At 62.9% G+C, this 21,122-nt stretch carries 14 protein-coding genes and 1 pseudogene; 5 read left to right on the top strand and 10 right to left on the bottom strand.

Features of this window, described 5'->3' with window-relative positions:
• Positions 1-15: 15 nt before the first annotated feature.
• Entirely contained in the window at positions 16-1,020 is a 1,005-nt protein-coding gene (locus FAZ69_RS17475) for a lipase secretion chaperone (protein ID WP_169708678.1), read from the bottom strand.
• Positions 1,021-1,024: 4 nt separating this feature from the next.
• Positions 1,025-2,206, bottom strand: coding sequence for a lipase family alpha/beta hydrolase (locus FAZ69_RS17480; RefSeq protein ID WP_136896304.1), 1,182 nt, complete (start codon positions 2,204-2,206; stop codon positions 1,025-1,027).
• A 290-nt stretch (positions 2,207-2,496) separates the two neighbouring features.
• On the opposite strand from FAZ69_RS17480, the gene ggt reads away from it, so the two are divergent.
• Positions 2,497-4,206: a gamma-glutamyltransferase gene (gene ggt, locus FAZ69_RS17485; protein WP_169708686.1), complete on the top strand. Its 1,710-nt coding sequence runs from the start codon at positions 2,497-2,499 to the stop codon at positions 4,204-4,206.
• A 117-nt stretch (positions 4,207-4,323) separates the two neighbouring features.
• Here the strand turns inward: ggt and FAZ69_RS17490 are convergent, their stop codons facing one another.
• The 8 genes from FAZ69_RS17490 to tssK all read right to left on the bottom strand — a co-directional run bounded on the left by FAZ69_RS17490 (position 4,324) and on the right by tssK (position 15,720).
• Positions 4,324-5,289: a hypothetical protein gene (locus tag FAZ69_RS17490; RefSeq protein WP_136896306.1), complete on the bottom strand. Its 966-nt coding sequence runs from the start codon at positions 5,287-5,289 to the stop codon at positions 4,324-4,326.
• Positions 5,290-5,300: 11 nt separating this feature from the next.
• On the bottom strand, positions 5,301-7,967 hold the full coding sequence (locus FAZ69_RS17495; protein ID WP_136896307.1) for a hypothetical protein: 2,667 nt from the start codon (positions 7,965-7,967) through the stop codon (positions 5,301-5,303).
• A 57-nt stretch (positions 7,968-8,024) separates the two neighbouring features.
• Complete coding sequence (tssE, locus tag FAZ69_RS17500; protein ID WP_136896308.1) at positions 8,025-8,441, bottom strand: type VI secretion system baseplate subunit TssE; 417 nt, start codon at positions 8,439-8,441, stop codon at positions 8,025-8,027.
• Between the two features lie 33 nt (positions 8,442-8,474).
• Positions 8,475-11,231: a type VI secretion system ATPase TssH gene (gene tssH, locus FAZ69_RS17505; RefSeq protein WP_136896309.1), complete on the bottom strand. Its 2,757-nt coding sequence runs from the start codon at positions 11,229-11,231 to the stop codon at positions 8,475-8,477.
• Positions 11,232-11,371: 140 nt separating this feature from the next.
• Entirely contained in the window at positions 11,372-11,857 is a 486-nt protein-coding gene (locus FAZ69_RS17510) for an Hcp family type VI secretion system effector (RefSeq protein WP_136896310.1), read from the bottom strand.
• A gap of 73 nt (positions 11,858-11,930) precedes the next feature.
• Positions 11,931-13,661, bottom strand: a complete 1,731-nt coding sequence (locus FAZ69_RS17515; protein WP_136896311.1) for an OmpA family protein — start codon at positions 13,659-13,661, stop codon at positions 11,931-11,933.
• Complete coding sequence (locus FAZ69_RS17520) at positions 13,661-14,374, bottom strand: DotU family type IV/VI secretion system protein (RefSeq protein WP_240702288.1); 714 nt, start codon at positions 14,372-14,374, stop codon at positions 13,661-13,663. The genes FAZ69_RS17515 and FAZ69_RS17520 overlap by 1 nt, the downstream gene beginning before the upstream one ends.
• A complete protein-coding gene (gene tssK, locus FAZ69_RS17525; protein WP_136896312.1) occupies positions 14,371-15,720 on the bottom strand; it encodes a type VI secretion system baseplate subunit TssK in 1,350 nt (449 codons plus the stop codon). The genes FAZ69_RS17520 and tssK overlap by 4 nt, the downstream gene beginning before the upstream one ends.
• A 510-nt stretch (positions 15,721-16,230) precedes the next feature.
• On the opposite strand from tssK, the gene tssB reads away from it, so the two are divergent.
• The 4 genes and pseudogenes from tssB to FAZ69_RS17545 all read left to right on the top strand — a co-directional run.
• A complete protein-coding gene (tssB, locus tag FAZ69_RS17530; protein ID WP_136896313.1) occupies positions 16,231-16,746 on the top strand; it encodes a type VI secretion system contractile sheath small subunit in 516 nt (171 codons plus the stop codon).
• Between the two features lie 124 nt (positions 16,747-16,870).
• Positions 16,871-18,406: a type VI secretion system contractile sheath large subunit gene (tssC, locus tag FAZ69_RS17535; protein WP_136896314.1), complete on the top strand. Its 1,536-nt coding sequence runs from the start codon at positions 16,871-16,873 to the stop codon at positions 18,404-18,406.
• Positions 18,407-18,498: 92 nt separating this feature from the next.
• Positions 18,499-20,838 (top strand): type VI secretion system Vgr family protein, encoded by a 2,340-nt coding sequence (locus FAZ69_RS17540; RefSeq protein WP_136896315.1) that lies wholly within the window; start codon positions 18,499-18,501, stop codon positions 20,836-20,838.
• Between the two features lie 12 nt (positions 20,839-20,850).
• Positions 20,851-21,122 (top strand): annotated as a pseudogene (locus FAZ69_RS17545) (chitinase); the annotation flags it as partial.

A 21,122-nucleotide genomic window follows, 5' to 3' on the forward strand; every position in this document is an offset into this window, starting at 1 on the left:
GCAGGTTCGCGTGCTTCAGGAACCGTCGAACGCGGCGGCGCGCCGCGCGTTGGCCGGATCGCTGAAGTATTGCTGGCGCAACTGGGTCAGCTGGCGCTCGCGATCTTCCGGCGCGAGGCTCTGCGCGTCGATTTGCTTGCGCTGCCCGGCGTACTGCGCGTAGCGATCGCGGAAGTCGCGCTCCTCTTGCGCAAAGTGCGCGGCCCGCTCGGCGGCTTGCGGGCCGAACTGCGCCGCTGCCGCGCGCGCCGCTTCCGGCGAATCGCCCTGCTGCAGCGCTTGCTGGATGCCTTGCCGCACGGCGTCGTCGCGGCGCTCGCGCGCCAGCGCTTCGCGCCTGGCGGCGGGCAGGCTCTGCTCGAGCGCTTCGAGCCGGCTCACCTTCTCGGCGGCGGAGAGCGACGTATCCGCCATGATGCGTGCGCGAGCGAGGGCATAGCGCTGCTCGGCGAGGTCATCCTTGAAGAACACGTCGGCCCATTCGCCCAGCTTTTCCGACGCAAGCTGCGCGCGCTGATCGATCGAGCGTGCGATCGCGTCGAAATCGAGAGTGGCGGCGGCTGGCGGCTCGGTCTTGTCGTTGGTCTTCAGCTTGTCGAGCGCGGACAGATACGCGTCATACCGCGCCCAGAGCTGCGTGGCCTCGGCTTCGGCGGGCTTGCGCGCCAGCTGCGTGTGGATGGCGGCCTTCACTCGCGCATCGAGGGCGGTGTCGCTGAGCTGGCTGCGCGCGGTCAGGAAGTAGTCGAAGAAGTCGCGCACGCCGCGCACGTGTGCGAGGTGCCCTTCTGCATCGAGCGGCAGCCGCGGCGCCGTGGCGCCTTCCAGTGCCGCGGCTCCGGTTGCCACCGCGGCGTTCGCGACGGCGGGCGGCGTTACGCCCGCTGTCGCCGCGACGCCCGTGCTTGCCGCCGGCGGCGTCTGCGCCGGCGGGTTGCTGAACCGCTGATAGATGCCGAATGCGGCCGCGGCTCCCACGGCGGCCGTGGCAATGCCCGATGTCAACGAGCGCAGATTCACGATTTCACACTCCGTCGTTCTTCAGGCGGTTCAGGTGCGTGCGCATCACGGCCACCGGATCTTCCGCATTGCCGCCGCGAATGCCGAGGAGCTGATTGATCTCGTCGAGATGGTTCCACTTATACGTGCCGATCACCTGGCCGTACATCGCGCTGCAAGTGGTCACGAAACCGTCGTTCGCGCCCGATGCGAGGTTCGAGAGCAGCAGGCCGGACGCTTCCAGCGGCAGCGTCGACGGGTCGGTCCAGAGCGCGGAATCGAGGAACCAGCTCAGGCTCTTGTCGGTGATGATTTTGTAGCCGGCCCAGCTCCAGGCCGGCTGCATCGCGGCGCCGGTCCACGAGTACATGCGCTGGACGTTGCCGTCCACGCTGGCGGTTGCCGCGCCCGTTTGGCAATTGGCGGTGGAAAGGCCCTGGCTCGGGAAGGTCTGGTTGAAGCTGGCCGCGCCGGACGTGGTCATTTGCTGGAGCATGGCCTTGGCGTTCTGGAACGGCGTGTAGAGGTTGGCCGTGCCGTTCGCCGCGCTGATGCCCATGCCTGCCAGGTTCAGCGCGGTCAGCGTCGCATCGGCTGCCTTGGGGTCGTTGTTGATCAGGTTGACAGCCTGGTCCAGCAGCTCGGTGCCCTTGTTCGGCGTGCCGATCGTCGTGACCGACGCGACCAGCGACGGCGCGACGGAGGCGACGTAACGGGCCGTCATCCCGCCTTGGTCGTGACCGATCAGATTGACCTTCGCCGCGCCGGTTTGCGTCATCACGCTCCGCACGTAGGCCAGCAACTGCTCGCCGCGTCCGACTCTCGGCTCGATAAGACCGGGGATGATGACTTGCTTCGCGTTGTCGCTGTTGAAGCTCTCGAGGTTGGCGACGTAGACCTTCGCGCCGTCGCGCTCGAGTTGATCCTTGAAGCCGTAAAAGTAGTCGACGCTTTGATCCGGCAGCGTGATCGAGATGCCGACCTGCTTCAAGAGCGCGTTGAGCGCAACCTGCACCGTGGACAACGCGCCGCCGGAGAACGAGCCGGCGCCGCCGACGCCGGGCACCAGGATCACCGGGTACTTCGTTTGCGCATATTGCGACGTGGAAGAGACGGGGGCGTTGGCCGCGAACGAAGGCTTGGAAAGCATGATCGCGCCGACGCATGCAGCGAGTGCTGCTGCCTGGATCACCTTGCTGTACGCCAATTTACGACTCCATAGTCTGAATGAATGGCGCGATTATCGGATCACGCTTAGTCTCAAAATAGCCCTTGCGACTTCATTTCGGAAAAGTCTTAGCGCACGTGGTGTTAAATCAATATTTCCGGATCTTTAACGAGATACGCACGTAGGCATGCTGCGATGCGCCACGTATGGGAGGCTGCGGCTCGCAAACAATTTGACCGTGGCCGTGGTATACAAGTACGAGCCCTTTTCCGAGGCTAAAATCGGATTTTTATAGGAGACACCGCTTGAGTACCCTCGATCGATTCAAGATGACCGGCGCTGCGTTGGCAGTGGTTGCGTGCGCAACCATCTCGACGGGCTTCATCGAAAGCGCACCCGCGTACGCCAAGGCGCCCGCGGCGCAGACGCCAGTCCTGACCGCGTCGGCCATTGCCGCTGCCGACAAATTCAGCGCGGACGCGGCCGAGCAGATCTTCAAGGAGGGCGGCAACGCCGTCGATGCGGCCGTGGCAATCGCGTTCACGCTCGCGGTGACCTACCCCGAGGCGGGCAACATCGGCGGCGGCGGATTCATGACGCTCTATGTCGACGGCAAGCCCTACTTCATCGACTATCGCGAGAAGGCCCCGCTCGAGGCCACCAAGACCATGTACCTCGACAAGGACGGCAACGTCGTCAAGGGCATGAGCCTCGTCGGCGCCAAGGCGGCCGGCGTGCCGGGCACGGTGGAAGGCATGTGGGAGGCGCAGCGGCGCTTCGGCAAGCTCAAGTGGAAGCAGGTGCTGGCCCCGGCCATCCGCTACGCGAGCGACGGCTTCGAAGTCAGCGAGCAATTGCAGCAGCGCCGCGACGCCGCCGCCAAGGATTTCGGCGACAAGACCAACTTCAATCAATACTTCGGCTCGATGAAGGCAGGCGAGGTGTTCAAGCAGCCCGAACTCGCGGCGACGCTCACCCGGATCGCCAACCAGGGCGCGAAGGGCTTTTACACCGGCAAGACCGCGGACCTCATTGCCGCCGCGATGCGAAAGGATGGCGGCCTCATCAGCAAGCGTGACCTGCTGGAGTACAAGGCCGTCTGGCGCCAGCCAGTCGAGGCGAACTGGAACGGCTATCGGGTGATTACCGCGCCGCCGCCGAGCTCGGGCGGCATCGGGCTCGTGCAGCTGCTGAAGATGAAGGCCCTCCTGAAGGATGACTTCAAAGGCGTCGCGCTCGATTCGCCGCAATACCTCCACCTGACCGCGGAAATCGAAAAACGCGTGTTCGCGGACCGAGCGCAATATCTCGGCGACCCGGATTTCTACAAGGTGCCGGTCGCGCAGCTGATCGACGATCCCTATCTCGCGATGCGTGCGTCGGAGGTCAATCCGGCCAAGCCGAGCGATACCAAGAGCGTGCTGGCGGGCCTCGGCACCTCGATGCCGGAGAAGGCCGAGACGACGCATTTCTCGGTGGTCGACAAGTGGGGCAACGCGGTATCGAACACGTACACGATCAACGGCTACTTCGGCTCGGGCGTCGTGGCGGAGGGCACCGGCGTCGTGCTGAACGACGAGATGGACGACTTCTCGGCGAAGCCGGGCGTGGCGAACATGTTCGGCGTGGTGGGCAGCGATGCGAACGCGATCGAGCCGGGCAAGCGTCCGCTCTCGTCGATGACGCCGACGATCCTCACGAAGGACGGCAAGGTCTCCCTCGTGATCGGCACGCCGGGCGGCTCGCGGATCTTCACGTCGATCTTCCAGGTGATCAACAACATCTATGACTTCGACATGCCGCTGCCGGCCGCCGTCGCCGCGATGCGCTTCCATCACCAGCTGCTGCCGCCGAACACGATTTTCTGGGAGCCGTACAAGCCGATCGACGGCGAGCTGGCCCAGAAGGTCGGGGCGATGGGCTATGTGCTGAAGCCGCAAGCGTTCAACGGCGATATCCAGGCGATCAAGATCAACGGCGATGCGCCTGAGCCTGCGGCCGACCCGCGCGGGCGCGGGGTGACGCGGGTGATTCAGTGAGGTAATAAGGTGTGCTGGGGGGAGTGGCGGAGATTCATCTATCTTGCTCGGCCCCCAGCTATAGCGTTATGTTGCCAAGTTACGTCCAACAACAATTGCCAGAAAAGTAGCAATGTTTTAATTCAGCGATTTTGCAGAAATCCATTTTTCAATGACAATGCGATTTTTTCCCGTGTACTGAATTTTCGCCCATTCGGTGTCGCGAGTCTCCAATAACTTCACGACATCTCCCTTGATCAAATAGGTCTTGGTTCGACTTGTCAAATCAGGTTTATCGAACAAAAAAGCTCTTGGCACCACAACCCTCCGCTCCTCTACGCGACCATGGATGCTTGTGGTGCTGTGAAGTTTTTTCTCGATATATTCAGCATCATCGAGATCTCTCTTGCTCCGCAATTCCATTAATATATTTTTATAAGAATCGACGTTGCTTTCCTTTGGGGAGTCGCATGCAACCAAATTGGCAACTCCTAAGTTCGACGATAGTGCATCCTTGAGCGAATAGCCGAACGATTTACCTCTTGCAGCCACGTACTCTTTCCACAGTGTGTTCGCGTCTTTAAATTGATATTTCAGCATGACAAGGTCTGTATCTCCCGCACCTCCTGGCACAATCCAACGATCGCCGTGTACTTGCCACTGCCCTCCACAAATTTCACCCGATTGATTACTTATTACGCATCCAGTCTTAGTTTCCAGTACGGGGCAATATTGCCTGCTTTGAACCTCTGGTTTCCCGGATGGCCCTGGATCGACGATTCCGGCCTTTAGTATATCCAATACTGCATATTTTCCAGTGGGGGATATTTGAGGTGAATACGAGTCTTCAAATATTACCACCCCGCCATCAGCTTGGGTTTCGGCTGGGAAGAGGTTGAATTCTTCTCCTTCTGCATTCGTGTATGTCGCGACTTTCCAGCCAGGACCAAAAAGCGCTCGCTCTTTTTTTGATAAGGGTGACGAAAAATCTACCGCTGCTCCACTAGGAAAGGCGATATGATTCGATTTGGCAAAACACGTCAGCGCAGTAAGCATTAACGTAGCTAACAAGCATTGCATAAAATGAAATCGAATATAAATCAATTGCAACTCCGTTAGGCAAGGCTGTTTTTTAGTGATGAATATCTCGTGGGGGCCACGCTAACTCCGTTCACTTTCGCCATTTCTCGATTTTTCCCATATATCTCCAGGATCTCCGTTTCATAAGTAGCATGATTCTCGGCCCATTCGCTCGGATTTCTGGAGAGTGATGGGTGATCTGCAAAAAAATTGTCTAGCGCCTTACCAATATCTCGGCCAACGTAAGCAGGCCGATTCACACTCTGATCCAATGCGGTAGCCCGGCCAAGGTCGGAAAGAAAGTAGGCACTGACAGGGTGAGAGTAGTGTTTGGGCACAGCAGGTAATACTTCATTTCTCAATCGATTAATAAAATCCATTAACTGTAGCCTTTCGTAGGACTTATGGGTGATTGCGTGAACAATTGCAGCTAACGGCGCGCTCGTTATCATGGACCTGAAATTCTCCGCAGAACACCCATTGCGGATAATCTTCTTTAGGCTGTCCCCAGTGATTCTCTCGCCCCCAGTAAGTTTTGGATGAGCGTAGTACATTGTGGCGGTCAAGCCAGTTCCATCTACCGACCAACCACATTTTTCGAATAACTCTATATAATCCGACTCATTGGATATCTTGAACTGTGCAACTTGAGCCGGAAATTCGCCATTTCCTAATGAGTTGATTGTTTTTTGCATAGCTCCGGCGGTTGCAATTTCGCTATCGTATGACTGCACGGAGTCAAGTTTTCCCTCATTTTCTGACATAGCAACAAGTATTCGCCGTTCGCTTTCCGATATATCACCGGCACTTAACATATCGACAAGCACCGTCGCCTTTTCCATTGCCCGCGATCCCCAATAGATGGGACCATAGTTGGATCCCAATCGCGTCACTTGAAACTTACGTTCGTAACAGCATCCACAGCGGCATTCGTCGGCCTTTCGCCCAAAGTTGGAAACTAGCCCTACCGGGTGAATATGGAACACATTAGGACTAGCCGGAAATGGCTGCTTCGCCTCTTTCAGCTTTTTCTGAACCTCGTCCCACCACACCAGCCGCTTGATCCGCTCAATCTCCGCATCGTGATACGGCTCTTTCGCCACACGCTGCAGGACCTTCTCGAAGAAGCTCTGATATTCGCTCTGGCTCGCCCACTCGCTGCGATGCTTTGGCATCAGCCGCGATGCTCGAAACCGCAACCACTTGTTCTGTCGGAGCGCGCGCAGCTCGTCGGCTGCCTGTGCTTCATTACGTCTCGGCGACAGTTGGCGATATACGCTGCATGCCAGTGGCTTGAGCTTGCCCACATCGCTCGTCGCCGGCTTGTCTTCGCACAGTACGTGGTCCAGCCATGCGTCCACCGTGCTGAAGATCGTCGGGTTGTCTGCATCCGCACCCGTCACGGTCTCGAAGTCCTTCCACGCGTGCGGCGATTCGCGCGTCACCCGCCCTGCGGGCGTCTGCCGGTTGCGGACCCAGCCCGTAATGTCCGCGTAGCGGCTGTCGGCGCCGGTGATTTTCCACCACGGTTCACCCTTGCCGTGGTTAAAAGGATCGTTATCCACAGGCCCCTTGCAATCGGCGGGCAACGCGTCGAGTGCGGCCTGGCCGTAGATCTGGGTCATCCCCGTCGCGGGTGCGTGCGCCCCCTCTTCATCAACTGAATGACCCATATACAGCTTGGTGCCGCGTTCGATGCGCAGCAGGGACAGCTTGTCAAAGTCGGTGATCTTCTCGGCAGCCTTGATGCTCTCCGACAGGAATCGCGGCAGCGTGTCGTCACAGAACACTTCGATATGCACCATGCGGTGCTCGCGCGCGGGATCGGCGGGCAACCAGTACCGCCCCAGGTGGCCGATCAGCTCGCCGGCTCCGATCTTGATGGGCTCTTGGGGCACGATGACCCGGCCGCAGTGGGCTTCGGATACGTCCTCTGTCAGCAGGTAGTGACCGTGCTCTTTGCCGAGGAACACCCACCCCGTTTCCGCGCCGGGCCGCACTGCGCTGTTCACACGTGGCGGGATCAGCGGGCCAGACTCGATTGCTTCGAGCTTGCCCCACTTCTCGTCGCGGCTTCGCTCGCCGATGCGCACTCGCGCCCCGCGTGGCAGGATGCCCAGGTAGTCCCGGTCGCTGGGTTTCGTATGGATGTTCAGTCCCACTTGGTCGGATGTCGGCTCGCCGTGGTGAATGTCTGACTTAGGCTTGTCGTTAGCGTCATTCGTGATCTTGTAAGAGCGCGTCCAATAGGCGGGCTCCTTCAACCCTTTCTGCCGATATTCCGCCACGCTCTGCAAGTGCATGTACAAGCTGAAGAAGGTCAGCGTGTTGTTTGCAGGGAATTCCAGCGTATGACGCACCAAAGTGAACGCCGAGCTGTAATGGCCGGTCAGTGCCGATTTGCCATCGCCCGCCGCGATCTGACTGACGACCGGCGAGCGATTCATCAGATACGCCACGATCCAGCCATCGGCGATGCAGCGCACGCCGTGCACGAGATCCAGATGCTTTCCCGCCCCCTCGGCCGACACGTGAATACCACCATGCCACATGCCGGTACTGCTGACCGCAAAGTTTCCGGTGTCTTCGTCCGCCAGCCAGTCATAGAACACGTGTTCGTCTACGATGTCTTTCCCGTGTGCGTCACGAAATGGAAAAGCGAAGTTGAGCGCGTTCGGCTCAGAGGGCGATTGCGTTGTCACGATTACTCTCCATATCGATAGCAGAAAAAACTCAACATGCGTTGCTGAACAGAAGCATCAACGCCGCTCCCACCGCAGCCTCGTAAGCCCCGACGGCTCGAAATGCGTTCCGTAGCGCACAAGGCCGGCTTTCTTCAAGCGGCAGGTCATCACATAGCTGATCGTCAGTCCGGGATCGACCCTGGCCGCCACTTCCACATCGATCGAGCGGATGCGCGGCTCGTAGGCGAGCAGCGTTTTTTCCATCTGCGCCTTGAGCTGATGGGCGGACGCGGGCAGTGCCTCGTAGATGTTCGTCATGTCGGGCAGCCCGTAGTCCGGCAGGTGTTTCAACGCGCCCGCGCGCGTGTTCAGGATGCGCCGCAGGTTCTCCATCACGCTCAGGATTTCCTGCGTTTTCTCGTCGAGGACGTCGATCGGCATGTCGCCGATATGTCCCAGCAGCATGTCGTAGAGGGAAGGGCCGGCCGGCATCGTCGTGTGTCAGGTGCTTATCGGGTTCGTGCATCAAGCCGTGGGACCGGCGGCGGCTTCGGCATCGAGCGCCTCGGTCTGCCCGTCGGCGTCGAGAAAATCGATCGCGAGAGTGCCGTCGCCGGATGCGGAGAGCCGGATCGACGAAGGCATCGCGCCGGCCGACATCCGCGCCAGCAGCTCGCGCGAGACCGACGGCAGGATTTGCTGATTCAATAGCGCGTCGATGTTGCGCGCGCCCGATTCGCGTACGAGGCAAGCGTGAGCGAGCGCGGCGCCTAGCGAGGCGTCGCAACTGAGCGCGATGCCGTACTGCCGCCGCAGCCGCTCGCCGATCTTCGCCAGCTTCATCTGCACGATCGCGGCCAAGGCGGCGGCATCGAGCGGGCGGTAGGCAAGCGTCTGGAAGCGCGCGAGCAAGGCGGGCTGGAAATGCTGCGACAAGAGTGGATGAATCGCATCGAGCAATTCGGCGTGCGTGAGCCCGGGATCTTCGGCGCAGAAATCGATGATCTGTTGGCTGCCGAGATTCGACGTCATCAGGATCACGCAGTTGCGGAAGTCGATCTCGCGGCCCTCGCCGTCGCGCATCGTGCCGCGGTCGAAGACCTGGTAGAACATGTCGAGCACGTCGCGATGCGCCTTCTCGACTTCGTCGAGCAGCACCACGCTGTACGGACGCTGACGCACTGCTTCGGTCAGTACGCCGCCGCGTCCGTAGCCGACGTAGCCCGGCGGCGAGCCCTTCAGCTGCGAGACCGTGTGCGCTTCCTGGTACTCCGACATGTTGATCGTCGTCAGCGCTGCCGAGCCGCCGAACAGCAGGTCGGCGAGCGCGATGGCGGTTTCGGTCTTGCCGACGCCCGACGGCCCGGCCAGCAGGAACACGCCGAGCGGCGCGTGCTCGCTCTTCAGGCCAGCCTTGGCGGTGCGCAGGCTTTGCGCGAGCGCGGCGAGCGCATGGTCTTGCGCGACGACGCGCGTCGCGAGCTGAGTCTCGAGCGCGAGCAGGCTCGCGAGTTCGTCTTCGACGAGATCGCCGGCCGGCACGCCAGTCCATTCGGCGACCACGCGGGCGATCGCTTGCGCGTCGACGTCGGCGAAGACGAGCGGCGTCTTGCCTTGCACGGCGGCGAGCTCGGCGCGGGCGGCGTCGAGCGCTTGGCGCGCCGTTTCGCGCTCGACTGGGCCAGCTGCGTTCCGGAAGCGTTCGCGGCACTCGAGCAGTGTGCTCACGCAGCCCTGTTCGTGCTCGTAGCGCTGCTGTAGTGCTGCCAGTTCGGCGCGCGTGTTGTCGAGATCGGTATGCAGCGTATCGCGGCGCGTATCGGCGCCGGCCAAGCCGGCAGCGAGGTCCTCATCGAGCTTGCTCAATTCGATTTCGAGCGCGGCCGTGCGGGCGCGCGCACGTTCGAGCTCGGCAGGCGGCGATTCCAGGCCGATGCGCACGCGCGCGGCGGCCGTGTCGATCAGATCGACGGCCTTGTCCGGCAACTGCCTGCCCGTGATGTAGCGGCGCGACAGCTTCACTGCGGCGGCGAGCGCCTCGTCGCGGATGTGTACGCGGTGATAGGCGGCATACCGTTCGGCGAGGCCGCGCAGCATCAGGCAGGCGTTCTCGTCGTCGGGCTCGTCGACCTTGATGATTTGAAAGCGCCGCTCGAGTGCCGCGTCGCGCTCGAAGTATTCCTTGTATTCGGACCACGTGGTCGCGGCGATCGTGCGCAGCTCCCCGCGCGCGAGCGCGGGCTTGAGGAGATTCGCTGCATCGGCGCCGCCGGCCGCGTTGCCCGCGCCGATCAGCGTATGGGCCTCGTCGATGAACAGCAGGACCGGCACGGGCGATTGCTGGACCTCGTCGATCACGTTCTTCAGGCGCTGCTCGAATTCGCCCTTCACGCCCGCGCCCGCTTGCAGCAGGCCGAGATCGAGCGTCAGGATGCGCACGTCGCGAATCGCGTTCGGCACGCCGCCCTCGGCGACGCGCAGCGCCAGCCCTTCGACGAGCGCCGTCTTGCCGACGCCCGGCTCGCCGACGAGGATCGGATTGTTCTTGCGCCGCCGCGCGAGCACATCGACCATCTGCTGGATCTCACGGTCGCGGCCGAACACGGGATCGATCTCGCCACGCTGCGCTCTGGCGGTCAAGTCGATCGCGAAGCGGGTGAGCGCGTCGGCGCCGGCGGGCTGATCGGGCGTGCGGAGCGCGGTGGGTTTTGGAAACGGCGTCACTCGTGCGCTCGAATCGGCTGCGGCATCCGTCGAGGGCGATGCCTCGGCGGCGGCCGAGTCTTGCACCGGCCTGGCGTCACCCGGGCGCTCGGCCGAAAGCCTGTCGAGCACCGGCATCAAGCGCCGGATCTGCACGGCGCTGACCGACAGCAGCGGCCTGGTGTCCGTCGCTCGCAGCGCGTGCGGCGCTTCGACGAGCGCCTGCAGCAAGTGCGCCGAGCGGACCGGCTGCGCGGCGTCGCCGGCCGACGCCCATAGCCACGCGCCTTCGAGCACCGCGGCGAGCGTGTGCGACAGCACGGGCTTGCCGCGCATCTCGTGCGGCAGGCGATCGATCGACGTCATCAGCGCGTCCCACAGCATGTCGACGTCGATCTCGTAGTGCGCGAGGATCACCGGGAGATCGCCGTCGCCACGCTCGATCAGCTTGAGCAGCCAATGCTCTAGCGTGATCTCCGCATGCAGCCGCGCGTGGCACAGGCTCGCGGCGGCTTCGAGCGCCTCGGCGCAGTGCGGGTTGAGCCGGCGCAGCAGATGGGACGAATCGCGAAGAGTCATGGTGAACGCTCGATGGCCCCCTCGATGCGCGGCATCCATGGGGCGGAGGAAGGGAGGGCTGGCAGGCGCGGGCCGCCCGGAAGAGGGCCGGGGCCGTGCGAGGCGAACATGCCCCGCGGCCCCGGCCCGTTGCGCGCCGCTTACGAGCGCTCGTTCCAGCTATCGGAGTGGATGATGTTGCCGTCCTTGTACGACCACGTGATCTTCTCGTAGCGCAGCTCGACGTCTTCGAGGTGGTTGTGCTTCTCGAACGCGGGGTTCTTGATGTCGAGCATCTTCGGCCGCACCGCGACGACCTTCACGTTGTCGAGCTTGGTGTTGAAGTATTCCTTCTCCTTGCCCGCGTCGTCGATCTTGTACCACTTGATCTCGACCGACTTGAGCGTCTGGCCGCTCGTCACGGCTTTGTAGAGGTACGGCGTGGACGCGTCGGTTTCCTTCGTCAGCGTGATCGGCTTGTGCACGCGCGCGCCTGTCAGCTTGCCCGTGTTCGCGTCGGTCGGAATGTCGATGCCGTGATCGAACGCGACCACTTCGACGCTGCCCTCGCGGCCTTGCACCGTCACCGAGCCCTTGATGTCGGCGCCGCCGTCGTCCTTGATCCACACGTAGGCAGGAATTGCCATATTGATCTCCTTGGTTGGTACTGCAAAGGTTTCCGGAAAATGCTGCTCCCGGGGGATGCTCGAAGCAGCGGCGTCAGGCGCCGGGCGAATCGGGAATCAGCGTGATCTCGACGCGCCGGTTGCGCGCGCGGCCCTCGGCTCCGGCGTTGTCCGCGATCGGGCGCGCCGCGCCGTAGCCCTGAATCGCAAAGCGCGACTCCGGCATGGCGGACGCCTCCATCAGCCAGTCGCGCACGGCGGCGGCGCGCGCGACCGAGAGGCGCTGATTGCTCGCGGCGCCGCCGACGTTGTCCGTATGGCCCGCGATCAGGATGCGCTTGTCCGGATTGGTCTTGATCATCTCGAGCGCGCCGACCATCGCGCGCGTCGAGCCGGGCTTGAGCCTGGCCTTGCCGGTGTCGAACAGCGACATGCTGTCGAGCGTGACGATCGCGGGCGGCGGAGGCGGCGGCTGGTAGGACGCGATGGCTTCGTTCAACGCAGGCAGCAGCGCCGCGCCGCGATACATGCCGAACCCGAGCCGCAGGGGCACGCCGGTGCGCTGATAGCGGTCGAGCTGGTCGCGTTGCGCGGTGAGCGCGCGCAGGGCGTCGCGGCGAGCAGCGTCGTGATCGGCGGGGATCGACGCGAACCGCTGCAGGTTCGCGCCGGCTTGCGCAAGCAGCGTTTCGTTGTTTCGTGCCGCGCCCCAGAACGCCATGGCGGCGGCGATGCCGACGATGGCGAGCGCATGCGACAGCGCCTTGATTCTGGGCGAGATCCAGGCGCGCCCGGGCAAAGCGTCGATGAGCGGCTGCGGCAGCGGCCATGGCGCAGGCGTCGCTGCGAATAGGGGCGTGGCGAGCCGCGTGCGCTCGGTGACGGCGGCGCCCCAAGGCGTGAGCGCGCTGGCGGCCGGGCCGCAATCGATCCAGGCGAGACCATGAAGCGGCCATGGCGCGGCGGGCTGACGCCGGTCGTGCAGCGCCGCAACGACCACGCGCTGCGTCCAGCCGGCCAGTGCGGCGAGACTTGCGGCGCGCCACGCGTCGGCCGGGTTTGCCGTGCCGCGCGCTTCCGTCTCGACGGCGCGCAGGACGGTTTCGAGGCAGCTCGCATCGTGAAGCGGTTTGTCTGCGGATACGCCATACCACGCGGGCGCGTCGGCGGGCGTAGCCGGCGTGAGCCGCTGAAAGACGGCGAGGTAGCCCGGCAGCCGCTCGCCGAGCAGGCGCGAGGCATCGCTCGACGCCTGGCGGATCAGGCGCAAGCCTTGCGCGAGCGCATCTTCGTCCCGATAGCAGGCCGGCGCGAGCGCCAGCACGACGCCATCGGGCGCTCGGCCGTCGCGCCATTCGCGCACGGCGGCCGCGAGTGGCGGCAGATCCTGCGAGCGGTCGACGCGCAGCCAGATCGCGCCATCGCCGACATGCGCGAGGCGTTCCTCTGTTTCAGCGCGATTGAATAGATTCGCGAGACCGTCACCCACCACCATCACGAGCGGCATCCGCGTGCGCAGGCTCACCGGCAAATCGGACGTGGTTGCGCCGAGCGCGGTCAGCACGGCGGCGCTTTGAGTCCGGACGCGCCGGTCGCGAAGTGAATACCAGACGATCAGCGCCGCGCCGATGGCAAATGCGAGCGCGGAGATAGACCCGGCAGTGCCGCGTCCGACCGGCAGCACGCCGAGTGCCAGCGCGATCGCGAGCGCTGCCGCAAGCGCGACGATCGACCGTCTGGGATAGCCGAGCGGCCCGAGCCCGGACGCCGTAGCGGCGTCTTGCGGAGCGTGGCCGTCCGGCGAGTGAGAGCGAGCGTCGTCCATTACATCTTCCGGGCGATCACGTAAGCGAGCTGCGCGTCGAGCCCGTGACTGCACACCACGTAGACGAGCCCCGCGACGACCAGCGCCATTCCCGCGACGGCCCACGGCGAGAGCCGATACAGCCGGCTCCATCCGCTCGCCGCGCCCCGCTCGACGATGAACGCGCGGTCGCGCGCAGGCTGCGCCCGGACCAGCAGCTCAGTGAGCGAAGCGGCCAACGCAGCGTGCTTGCCTTCGCCGTCGAGCGCATAGCGTCCCTTGAAGCCAAGGCCGAGAATCGCCGCGTAGCATTCGAGCAACTCGAGATTCGGCGGCGTTTCGCGCATGCGCGACTCGAGTTGTTCATAGATGCGCTCGCCCGCATGGTGATTGCCGAAGCGCTCGACCTGCAGCGGATGAGCGTCCCATTCCGGCTTGCTTTCGGACGGCAGGTACGTGAGCGCCGTTTCGTCGAGCCAGCCGCACAGCGCGTAGACGGCTTCGTCCTTGACGGCGGGAGCCACGCGCCGCGCCTCCAGGGCCGAGTCGAATTCGTGCACGAGCTGCCGGCAGTGCTTGCGCAGGTCCGCCACCGAATAGGCCGGGACGCCGCCTTGCGCGAGCGTCGCCACGAGCAGCGCCGCGTCGCGCAGCATGTCGCGCATCGATGCATGACCGCCACGCGCGGCCGATCCGCCGCCTTCGATGAAGCTGTTCTTCATGACGTCGCTCATGTTGTCAGCACCGCGTACAGTTCGAGCGATACGTCCGGCACCGATGCGGGCAAATAGATCTGGCACGCACGCGCCTCGCGCATGCGGGCATGCGCAGCGGCGCTCGCGTCGAGCGCGAAATACTGGTTCTCCAGTCGCACCGGAATGGCCGCGGGCACGCGCTGCACCGCCTTGAGCGGAATGCCCGCGAGCGCCGAATTGACGATGTGCCCGATGTCGTCGGGCGCGCCGATCTTGCAGAGCTGCGGAATCTGCTCGATCAACTGCGCGGCGGGCAGCCTGGCGTTGACCGAGAGGTAGTAGTCGGCGCCGGCCGTCAGGCGGTCGTCCATGAACTGGCCGGTCCACGTCGTCGGGCTCTTCTGCGTGAGGCCGATCGGAATCACGCGCGACGGGATGACCGAGTCGAGCAGATCGCGGATCAGTGTTTCGAGCTGCGCGAAGATTTCATCCTGCCGCGCATGCTCGTACATCGGCAGGGCCGCGAGCGTCGTTCCCGTGGAGAACGTCATCAAGGCGCCCGCGAGCGAGGCGAGCACGTCGTAGAGCTGCTCGGGCGGCTGTTGCGGATGCTTGGCGAGGAACGCGAGCCTGGGCCAGTGCGTGTGAATGCAATGCAGCAGCCAGAACAGCGAGACGTCCGCGACGCCAAATTCGGCGACCTGCTCGATGCGCTCGCCGCGCCGTGCCGCTAGCGCATTGCTTTTGGAAAGCAGGATCTCCGAGAGGCGCTCGATGCGCTCCCGGTGCCGAAGGTGTCCCGACAACGCAAGACACGGCGGAACGAACGCGGGATCGAGCTGGAACACGTCTGGTGCGGTGCGCGTGATGCGGGCGATCGCGCATACGGCGTCGTCGGCATGCGGCTCGTAGTCGAACAGCAGATGCAGCGCGTGACGCTCGACCGATAGCTCCTCGGCTTGCGTGCCGTGCAAGTCGGGCACCTCGACGAACTCGCGGAAATAGCGGCGCGGACGGGCGAGCGACGTTTCGTCGAAGCGGCAGTTGCCGCCGTCCGCGTTGACGAGCGGGAGCGCGGCGAAGACGGTCAGGCTTTTGCGGTTGGCCGGAATGTCGCGTGTGAGATCGCGCGCGGGCGGCAACACGTCGGCAACGGCGGTATCGATCGGCGTGCCGTCCGGCAGGCGCAGCTTCAGGCGTGTGAGTTTCAGCCGGCCGGCCGCGAGCGCTTCTTCGTCGATTTCGACATCGAGCACGCCCCAAGGCTCGGCGGCGGTCATCGACGCGAGCTGCCGATGCGCGAACTGTAACCACTGTTCCTGCTGCTGAAAGTGCTGCGGCGTAAGGATCAAGCCTTCGTGCCAAAGCGGTTTGAACGTCCGCATACGATTATCGTTTGAATGGGTGGCAATCGAGAGAGTGCGGATTTTAAACACGATTTGCGGTGATTCGTCTATATGAAATTAATTGCCGTATTTTGGATTATTTTTAAGATATAGGTGAATTATTCGGATTGGGTTTAATTTGGGATTGTGTTGGTGTAAACCATTTGTTTATGGGGGCTTGGGGCGGAGATGTGTTTGTGTGCACGGTTATATGAATCTCTTAAAAATTGCCTTGATATCGGTCAATTAATGAGAGGCGGTTGTTGTCGGGTTTAACGGTTTTTCACGATTTCATGTGATTTCCAGTTTGACGAGTGGACCGATTAAAAGGTTTAATTCGCGTTCGCTTTATCGGTGCGGATGAAAAGCGGGCAGCCGGAGCGGCATGCCGGGGCGTCTCCCGCGGGTGCGCCGCCGTCATTCAGCGGCGGTTCGGACGGGACGAGCGAATACGACAGACCGCTCTTCGGCAATCGTCATTGGTAGAACTAATTTAGAGAGGAGCCATTCATGGCGGACAGTTTTCAGCGCGAGATCCCGAAAGCTCGCGTCAACATCAGCCTCGACCTGCACACCGGCGGCGCGCAGAAGCGCATCGAGCTGCCCCTCAAGCTGCTCGTGATGGGCGACTACAGCGCGGGCAAGGAGCACGCGCCGCTCGCCGAGCGCAAGAAGATCGACATCAACAAGAACAACTTCGACGCCGTGCTCGCCGAGTTCAACCCGCAGGCCACCATCGCCGTGCCGAACACGCTCGCGGGCGGCGGCTCGGACACGAGCGTGGCGCTTCGCTTCAAGTCGATGAAGGACTTCGAGCCCGAGGCCGTGGCGCGCCAGATCCCGGAACTGCAGGCGCTTCTCGCGATGCGCAATCTGCTGCGCGACCTCAAGTCGAACCTGCTCGACAACGCGACGTTCCGCCGAGAGCTCGAGAAGATCCTCAAGGATCAGGCGCTCTCGGCAAGCCTGCGCGCGGACCTCGAACGCATCGCCACGGAATCGGCTCCGCGCCCGCAGGACGCCTGACGCCGGAACGATGCTAGAGGAAAACCTCTACCCGATACGCAAAACAGTTCGCAGCAAGTTCCTCCGTCCGGCAAGACGCGCGCCGCTTCGACCCGCGTTGGAGGACCGCAACCCAGGACAGCTCATGACCCAGAACGAAACCCAGCAAGCCGGCACGACCGAGACGATCGTGCTTGAGAACGCCAGCGTCTACGAGTCGCTGTGCGAGAAGATCAACCTCAAGCCGGTGCGATCCGCTCGCCCGCTCGAGGCGTTCCAGGATAGCGACCTGCTTTCCGAATCCCCTGCCGATGAGCGCCTCGCGCGCGCGGTGAGCGTATTCCTGAAGATGGTGGGCGAGGCGAGCAAGCCCGTCGACCGCCTCGACAAGACGCTGCTCGATTTCCACATCGACTGCCTCGACCAGAAGATCAGCCGCCAGCTCGACGCGGTCATGCACTCGCCGCAGTTCCAGAGAATCGAAGCCGCGTGGCGCGGGTTGAAGTTCCTCGTCGACCGCACCGATTTCCGCAAGAACGTACGCGTCGAAGTGCTCGACGTCTCGAAGGAAGCGCTGCAGCAGGACTTCGAAGACACGCCCGAGATCATCCAGAGCGGCCTCTACCGCCACACGTACATCCAGGAGTACGACACGCCGGGGGGCGAGCCGATCGGCTCGATCATCTCGAACTACGAGTTCACGAACTCGCCGCAGGACGTGGCGCTCCTGCGCAACATCTCGAAGGTGGCGGCCAGCGCGCACATGCCGTTCGTCGGCGCGGTGGGGCCGAAGTTCTTCGGCAAGGAGACGATGGAGGAGGTCGCCGCGATCCAGGACATCGGCAACTACTTCGATCGCGCCGAGTACATCAAGTGGAAGAGCTTCCGCGATACCGACGACGCGCGCTACATCGGCCTGACGATGCCGCGCGTGCTGGGCCGGCTGCCGTATGGCCCCGATACGAAGCCGGTGCGCAGCTTCAACTACCAGGAAGCGGTGACGGGCCCGGATCACGACCGCTACCTGTGGGTGAATGCGTCGTTTGCGTTCGCGGCGAACATGGTGCAGAGCTTCATCAAGAACGGCTGGTGCGTGCAGATCCGCGGCCCGCAGGCGGGCGGCAAGGTCGAAGACCTGCCGGTGCACTTGTACGACCTCGGCACCGGCTACCAGGCCAAGATTCCGACCGAAGTGCTGATCCCCGAAACGCGCGAGTTCGAGTTCGCGAACCTGGGCTTCATCCCGCTCTCGTTCTACAAGAACCACGATTTCGCGTGCTTCTTCTCGGCGAACTCGACGCAGAAACCGGCCCTGTACGACACCAAGGAAGCGACTGCCAACAGCCGCATCAACGGGCGCCTGCCGTACATCTTCCTGCTGTCGCGCATCGCGCATTACCTGAAGCTGATCCAGCGCGAGAACATCGGCACGACCAAGGACCGGCGCCTGCTCGAGCTCGAGCTCAACAACTGGATCAAGAACCTCGTGACCGAGATGACCGATCCGGGCGACGACCTGCAGGCCTCTCACCCGCTGCGCGAGGCGAAGGTGACTGTCGAGGACATCGACGACAACCCTGGCTTCTTCCGCATCAAGCTCTTCATCGTGCCGCACTTCCAGGTGGAGGGGATGGATATCGGGCTGTCGCTGGTGTCGCAGATGCCGAAGGCCAAGGGCTGACAGGCGTTTGCTGATGTGGGGCGCCGGGGCGGTGCGATGGCCGTCACGGCGCTGTCGGCGATGACACGATGCGTGCTTGAGGGGATATTCGCATGTCGATGGTTTTGCCTTCCCAGGCTTATGAGCTGAAGCTGGCGCCGCACCCGGCGCCGTTCTCGGTATCGAAGTTCACCGCGCGAGACGCGCTGTGCGAGCTGTATCGCTACGAGATAGAGTTCACGAGCCCTGTGGCGGGCATTCCGATGGATCAGGTGCTCGGACGGCAGGCGAAGTTCATCGTCGACCCGATCGATCCGAACCTGGCGTACCTGCGCAAGATGTTCGGGGAGAACGCGGAGCAGTTCAGCACGATGCCGCCGGCGCGTACGGTCCACGGGGTTGTCACGCAGTTCGACGAGGTCGGGGCTTCGGCTGACGAGACGCGGTATCGCGTGGTGCTCGAGCCGAAGCTGGCCGATCTGGACCGGACGGTGACGAGCCGGTTGTTTCAGCAGCAGCCGGTGGACGAGATCATCGATAGCGTGCTGCGGCACTATGAATTCCGCGCGGGCGTCGACTTTCAGTTCAAGCTGCGCCACACGTACAAGCGGCGCGAGTATGTCACGCAGTATCACGAAACGACGTTTGCTTTCATTCGGCGCATTGCCGCCGAGGAAGGGATCTGGTTTCGCTTCGAGCAGAAAGAAGACGGCGCGGTGATCGTTTTTGGCGACGATCTGGATGCTTACGCACGCAACCAGCGCACGGTGCCGTTCAGGCGTGATTCCGGGCTTGAGAGCTCAGGCGCCGAAGCGATCAAGACGCTCGAGAAGCGCACCCGGCGCGTGCCCGAGGCGGTGCGGCTCAATGACTACAACCACCGGCAGGCGGATGTGTCGCTGCTGGTGGAGGAGAACGCCGCGCGCGGCGACAAGACCACGAACGCGGTCGATTACCGCTGGGGCGAGCACTACGAGACGCCGGAGGAAGGACAGCGGATCGCCAGGCTGCGGCATGAGGCGTATCTCGCGGAGCAGATCGGCTACAAGGGCACGGGCAACCCGTTTTCGCTCGAAGCGGGCGAGGTGATGAGGCTCGATGTGAATCCGGCAGATGCGCCGCATGGGCTCTTGATCACGTCGGTGGAGTCGAGCGGCGGGCGCGGCGAGACGTACTGGTGCACGTTCGAGGCGATTCCTTCAGATCGCGTTTGGCGGCCGAAGGTCGATCCGGCGGCGCGGCCTTCAATCGAAGGGATCCTACCGGCGCGTATTACGTCGCCGGGTAACTACACGTATGCGTATCTGACCAAAGAAGGCTGGTACGTCGTCAAGCTGCCGTTCGATCTGGACGAATGGAGCCCGGGCGGGACGAGCCGGCCGGTGCGGCTCGCGAAGCCGTACAGCGGCGACGATTACGGCCACCACTTTCCGTTCATCGACGGGGCCGAGGTGGCGCTCGTCTTCACGCAGGGGAATCCAGATCGGCCCGTGATCATCGGTGCGATGCACGACAGCCGGCATCAGGATCTGGTCAACAACCTCAATCACACGCGCAACCTGATCCGCACCGCCGCGCAGAACGAAATGCGGATGGAGGATAAGCGGGGCGTCGAGCATATTCATCTGACGACGCCTTATCAGACCAGTGAGCTCAATCTTGGGCATATGGTCGATGGGGAGCGTAATGAGCGCGGGCGGGGGGCGGAGTTGCGCACGGATGGGCCTCTGGCCGCAAGGGGGGCCGGCGGTGTGCTGCTCAGCGCGGAGGCCCAGGCTGCGGCTGCTGGTCAACAGCTTGCGATGCCGGATGCGGATACGACGCTCCAGCAAGCCGAAGAGATCCTGCGCTCGCTCAACGATTCCGCGGACGCTGCTAAAGCGTGGCTGGCCGAGGTCGATCAGCAGCGCACGCTTATCGAGCAGAAGCTAAAACAACTCAAGAGGCCGGTCATTGTGGCTAGCGCGCCGGAAGGAATCGGCATCGTTAGCGGGCAGCACATGCAAATGGCGGCTCGCAAGCAGATGTTTGTCACCGCGGGTGGGGGACTCGATATCGGTGTGGTGAAGCGCATCACGATGGCCGCGGGCGAAGCGATTTCGTTTTTTGCGGCGAAGCTTGGTGTCCGGCTCTTTGCGGCAAAAGGCAAGGTGCAGATTCAGGCGCAAGGGGATGGGATGGAGCTGATGTCGATGCAGGACATGGTGGTGAGTTCGTCTGAGGGGGAGGTCACGATCACAGGCCGCAAAGCCGTCATGATCGGCGATGGGTCGGGGGCTTATATCAAGTTGTCGGGCGGCAAGGTCGTTCTTGGGAGTCCGGCGGGGGAGATCGAGCTGAGGGGCAATTTGACGGTGAATGGGGCGGATGGCGGGAGCTTTGTTTTTCCGCAGTGGGGGAGCGCTCCGCTCAAGGAACTCCAGCAACGTATCAAAGGTGGCTTTTCGAGCTAACAGGACCCAAGCATGACGACACAATCGAATCCTGAACCACCGTTGATCAATTTCGCCTTCCCGTTCCGCGACGCGAAGGGCAAGGAGATCGTCGACGAGCACGTGTTCTACGAGTGGCTTGCCGACGAGGAAAGCGGAAGCTTTGCGGTGAGCAGCTCGGGGATGTGGCATGGCGGCATTCACGTGTCAGCGGAGGGGGCCGGCAAGCACCTGGATTTGCCGTACGGCGTGCGTTGCATCGCGGCTGGCGAAGTGATCGCATACCAAACGAATCGCCTCGCGCT

It is taken from the genome of Trinickia terrae (assembly GCF_005144415.1).
In the GTDB taxonomy this organism is placed as follows: Bacteria; Pseudomonadota; Gammaproteobacteria; order Burkholderiales; family Burkholderiaceae; genus Trinickia_A; species Trinickia_A terrae.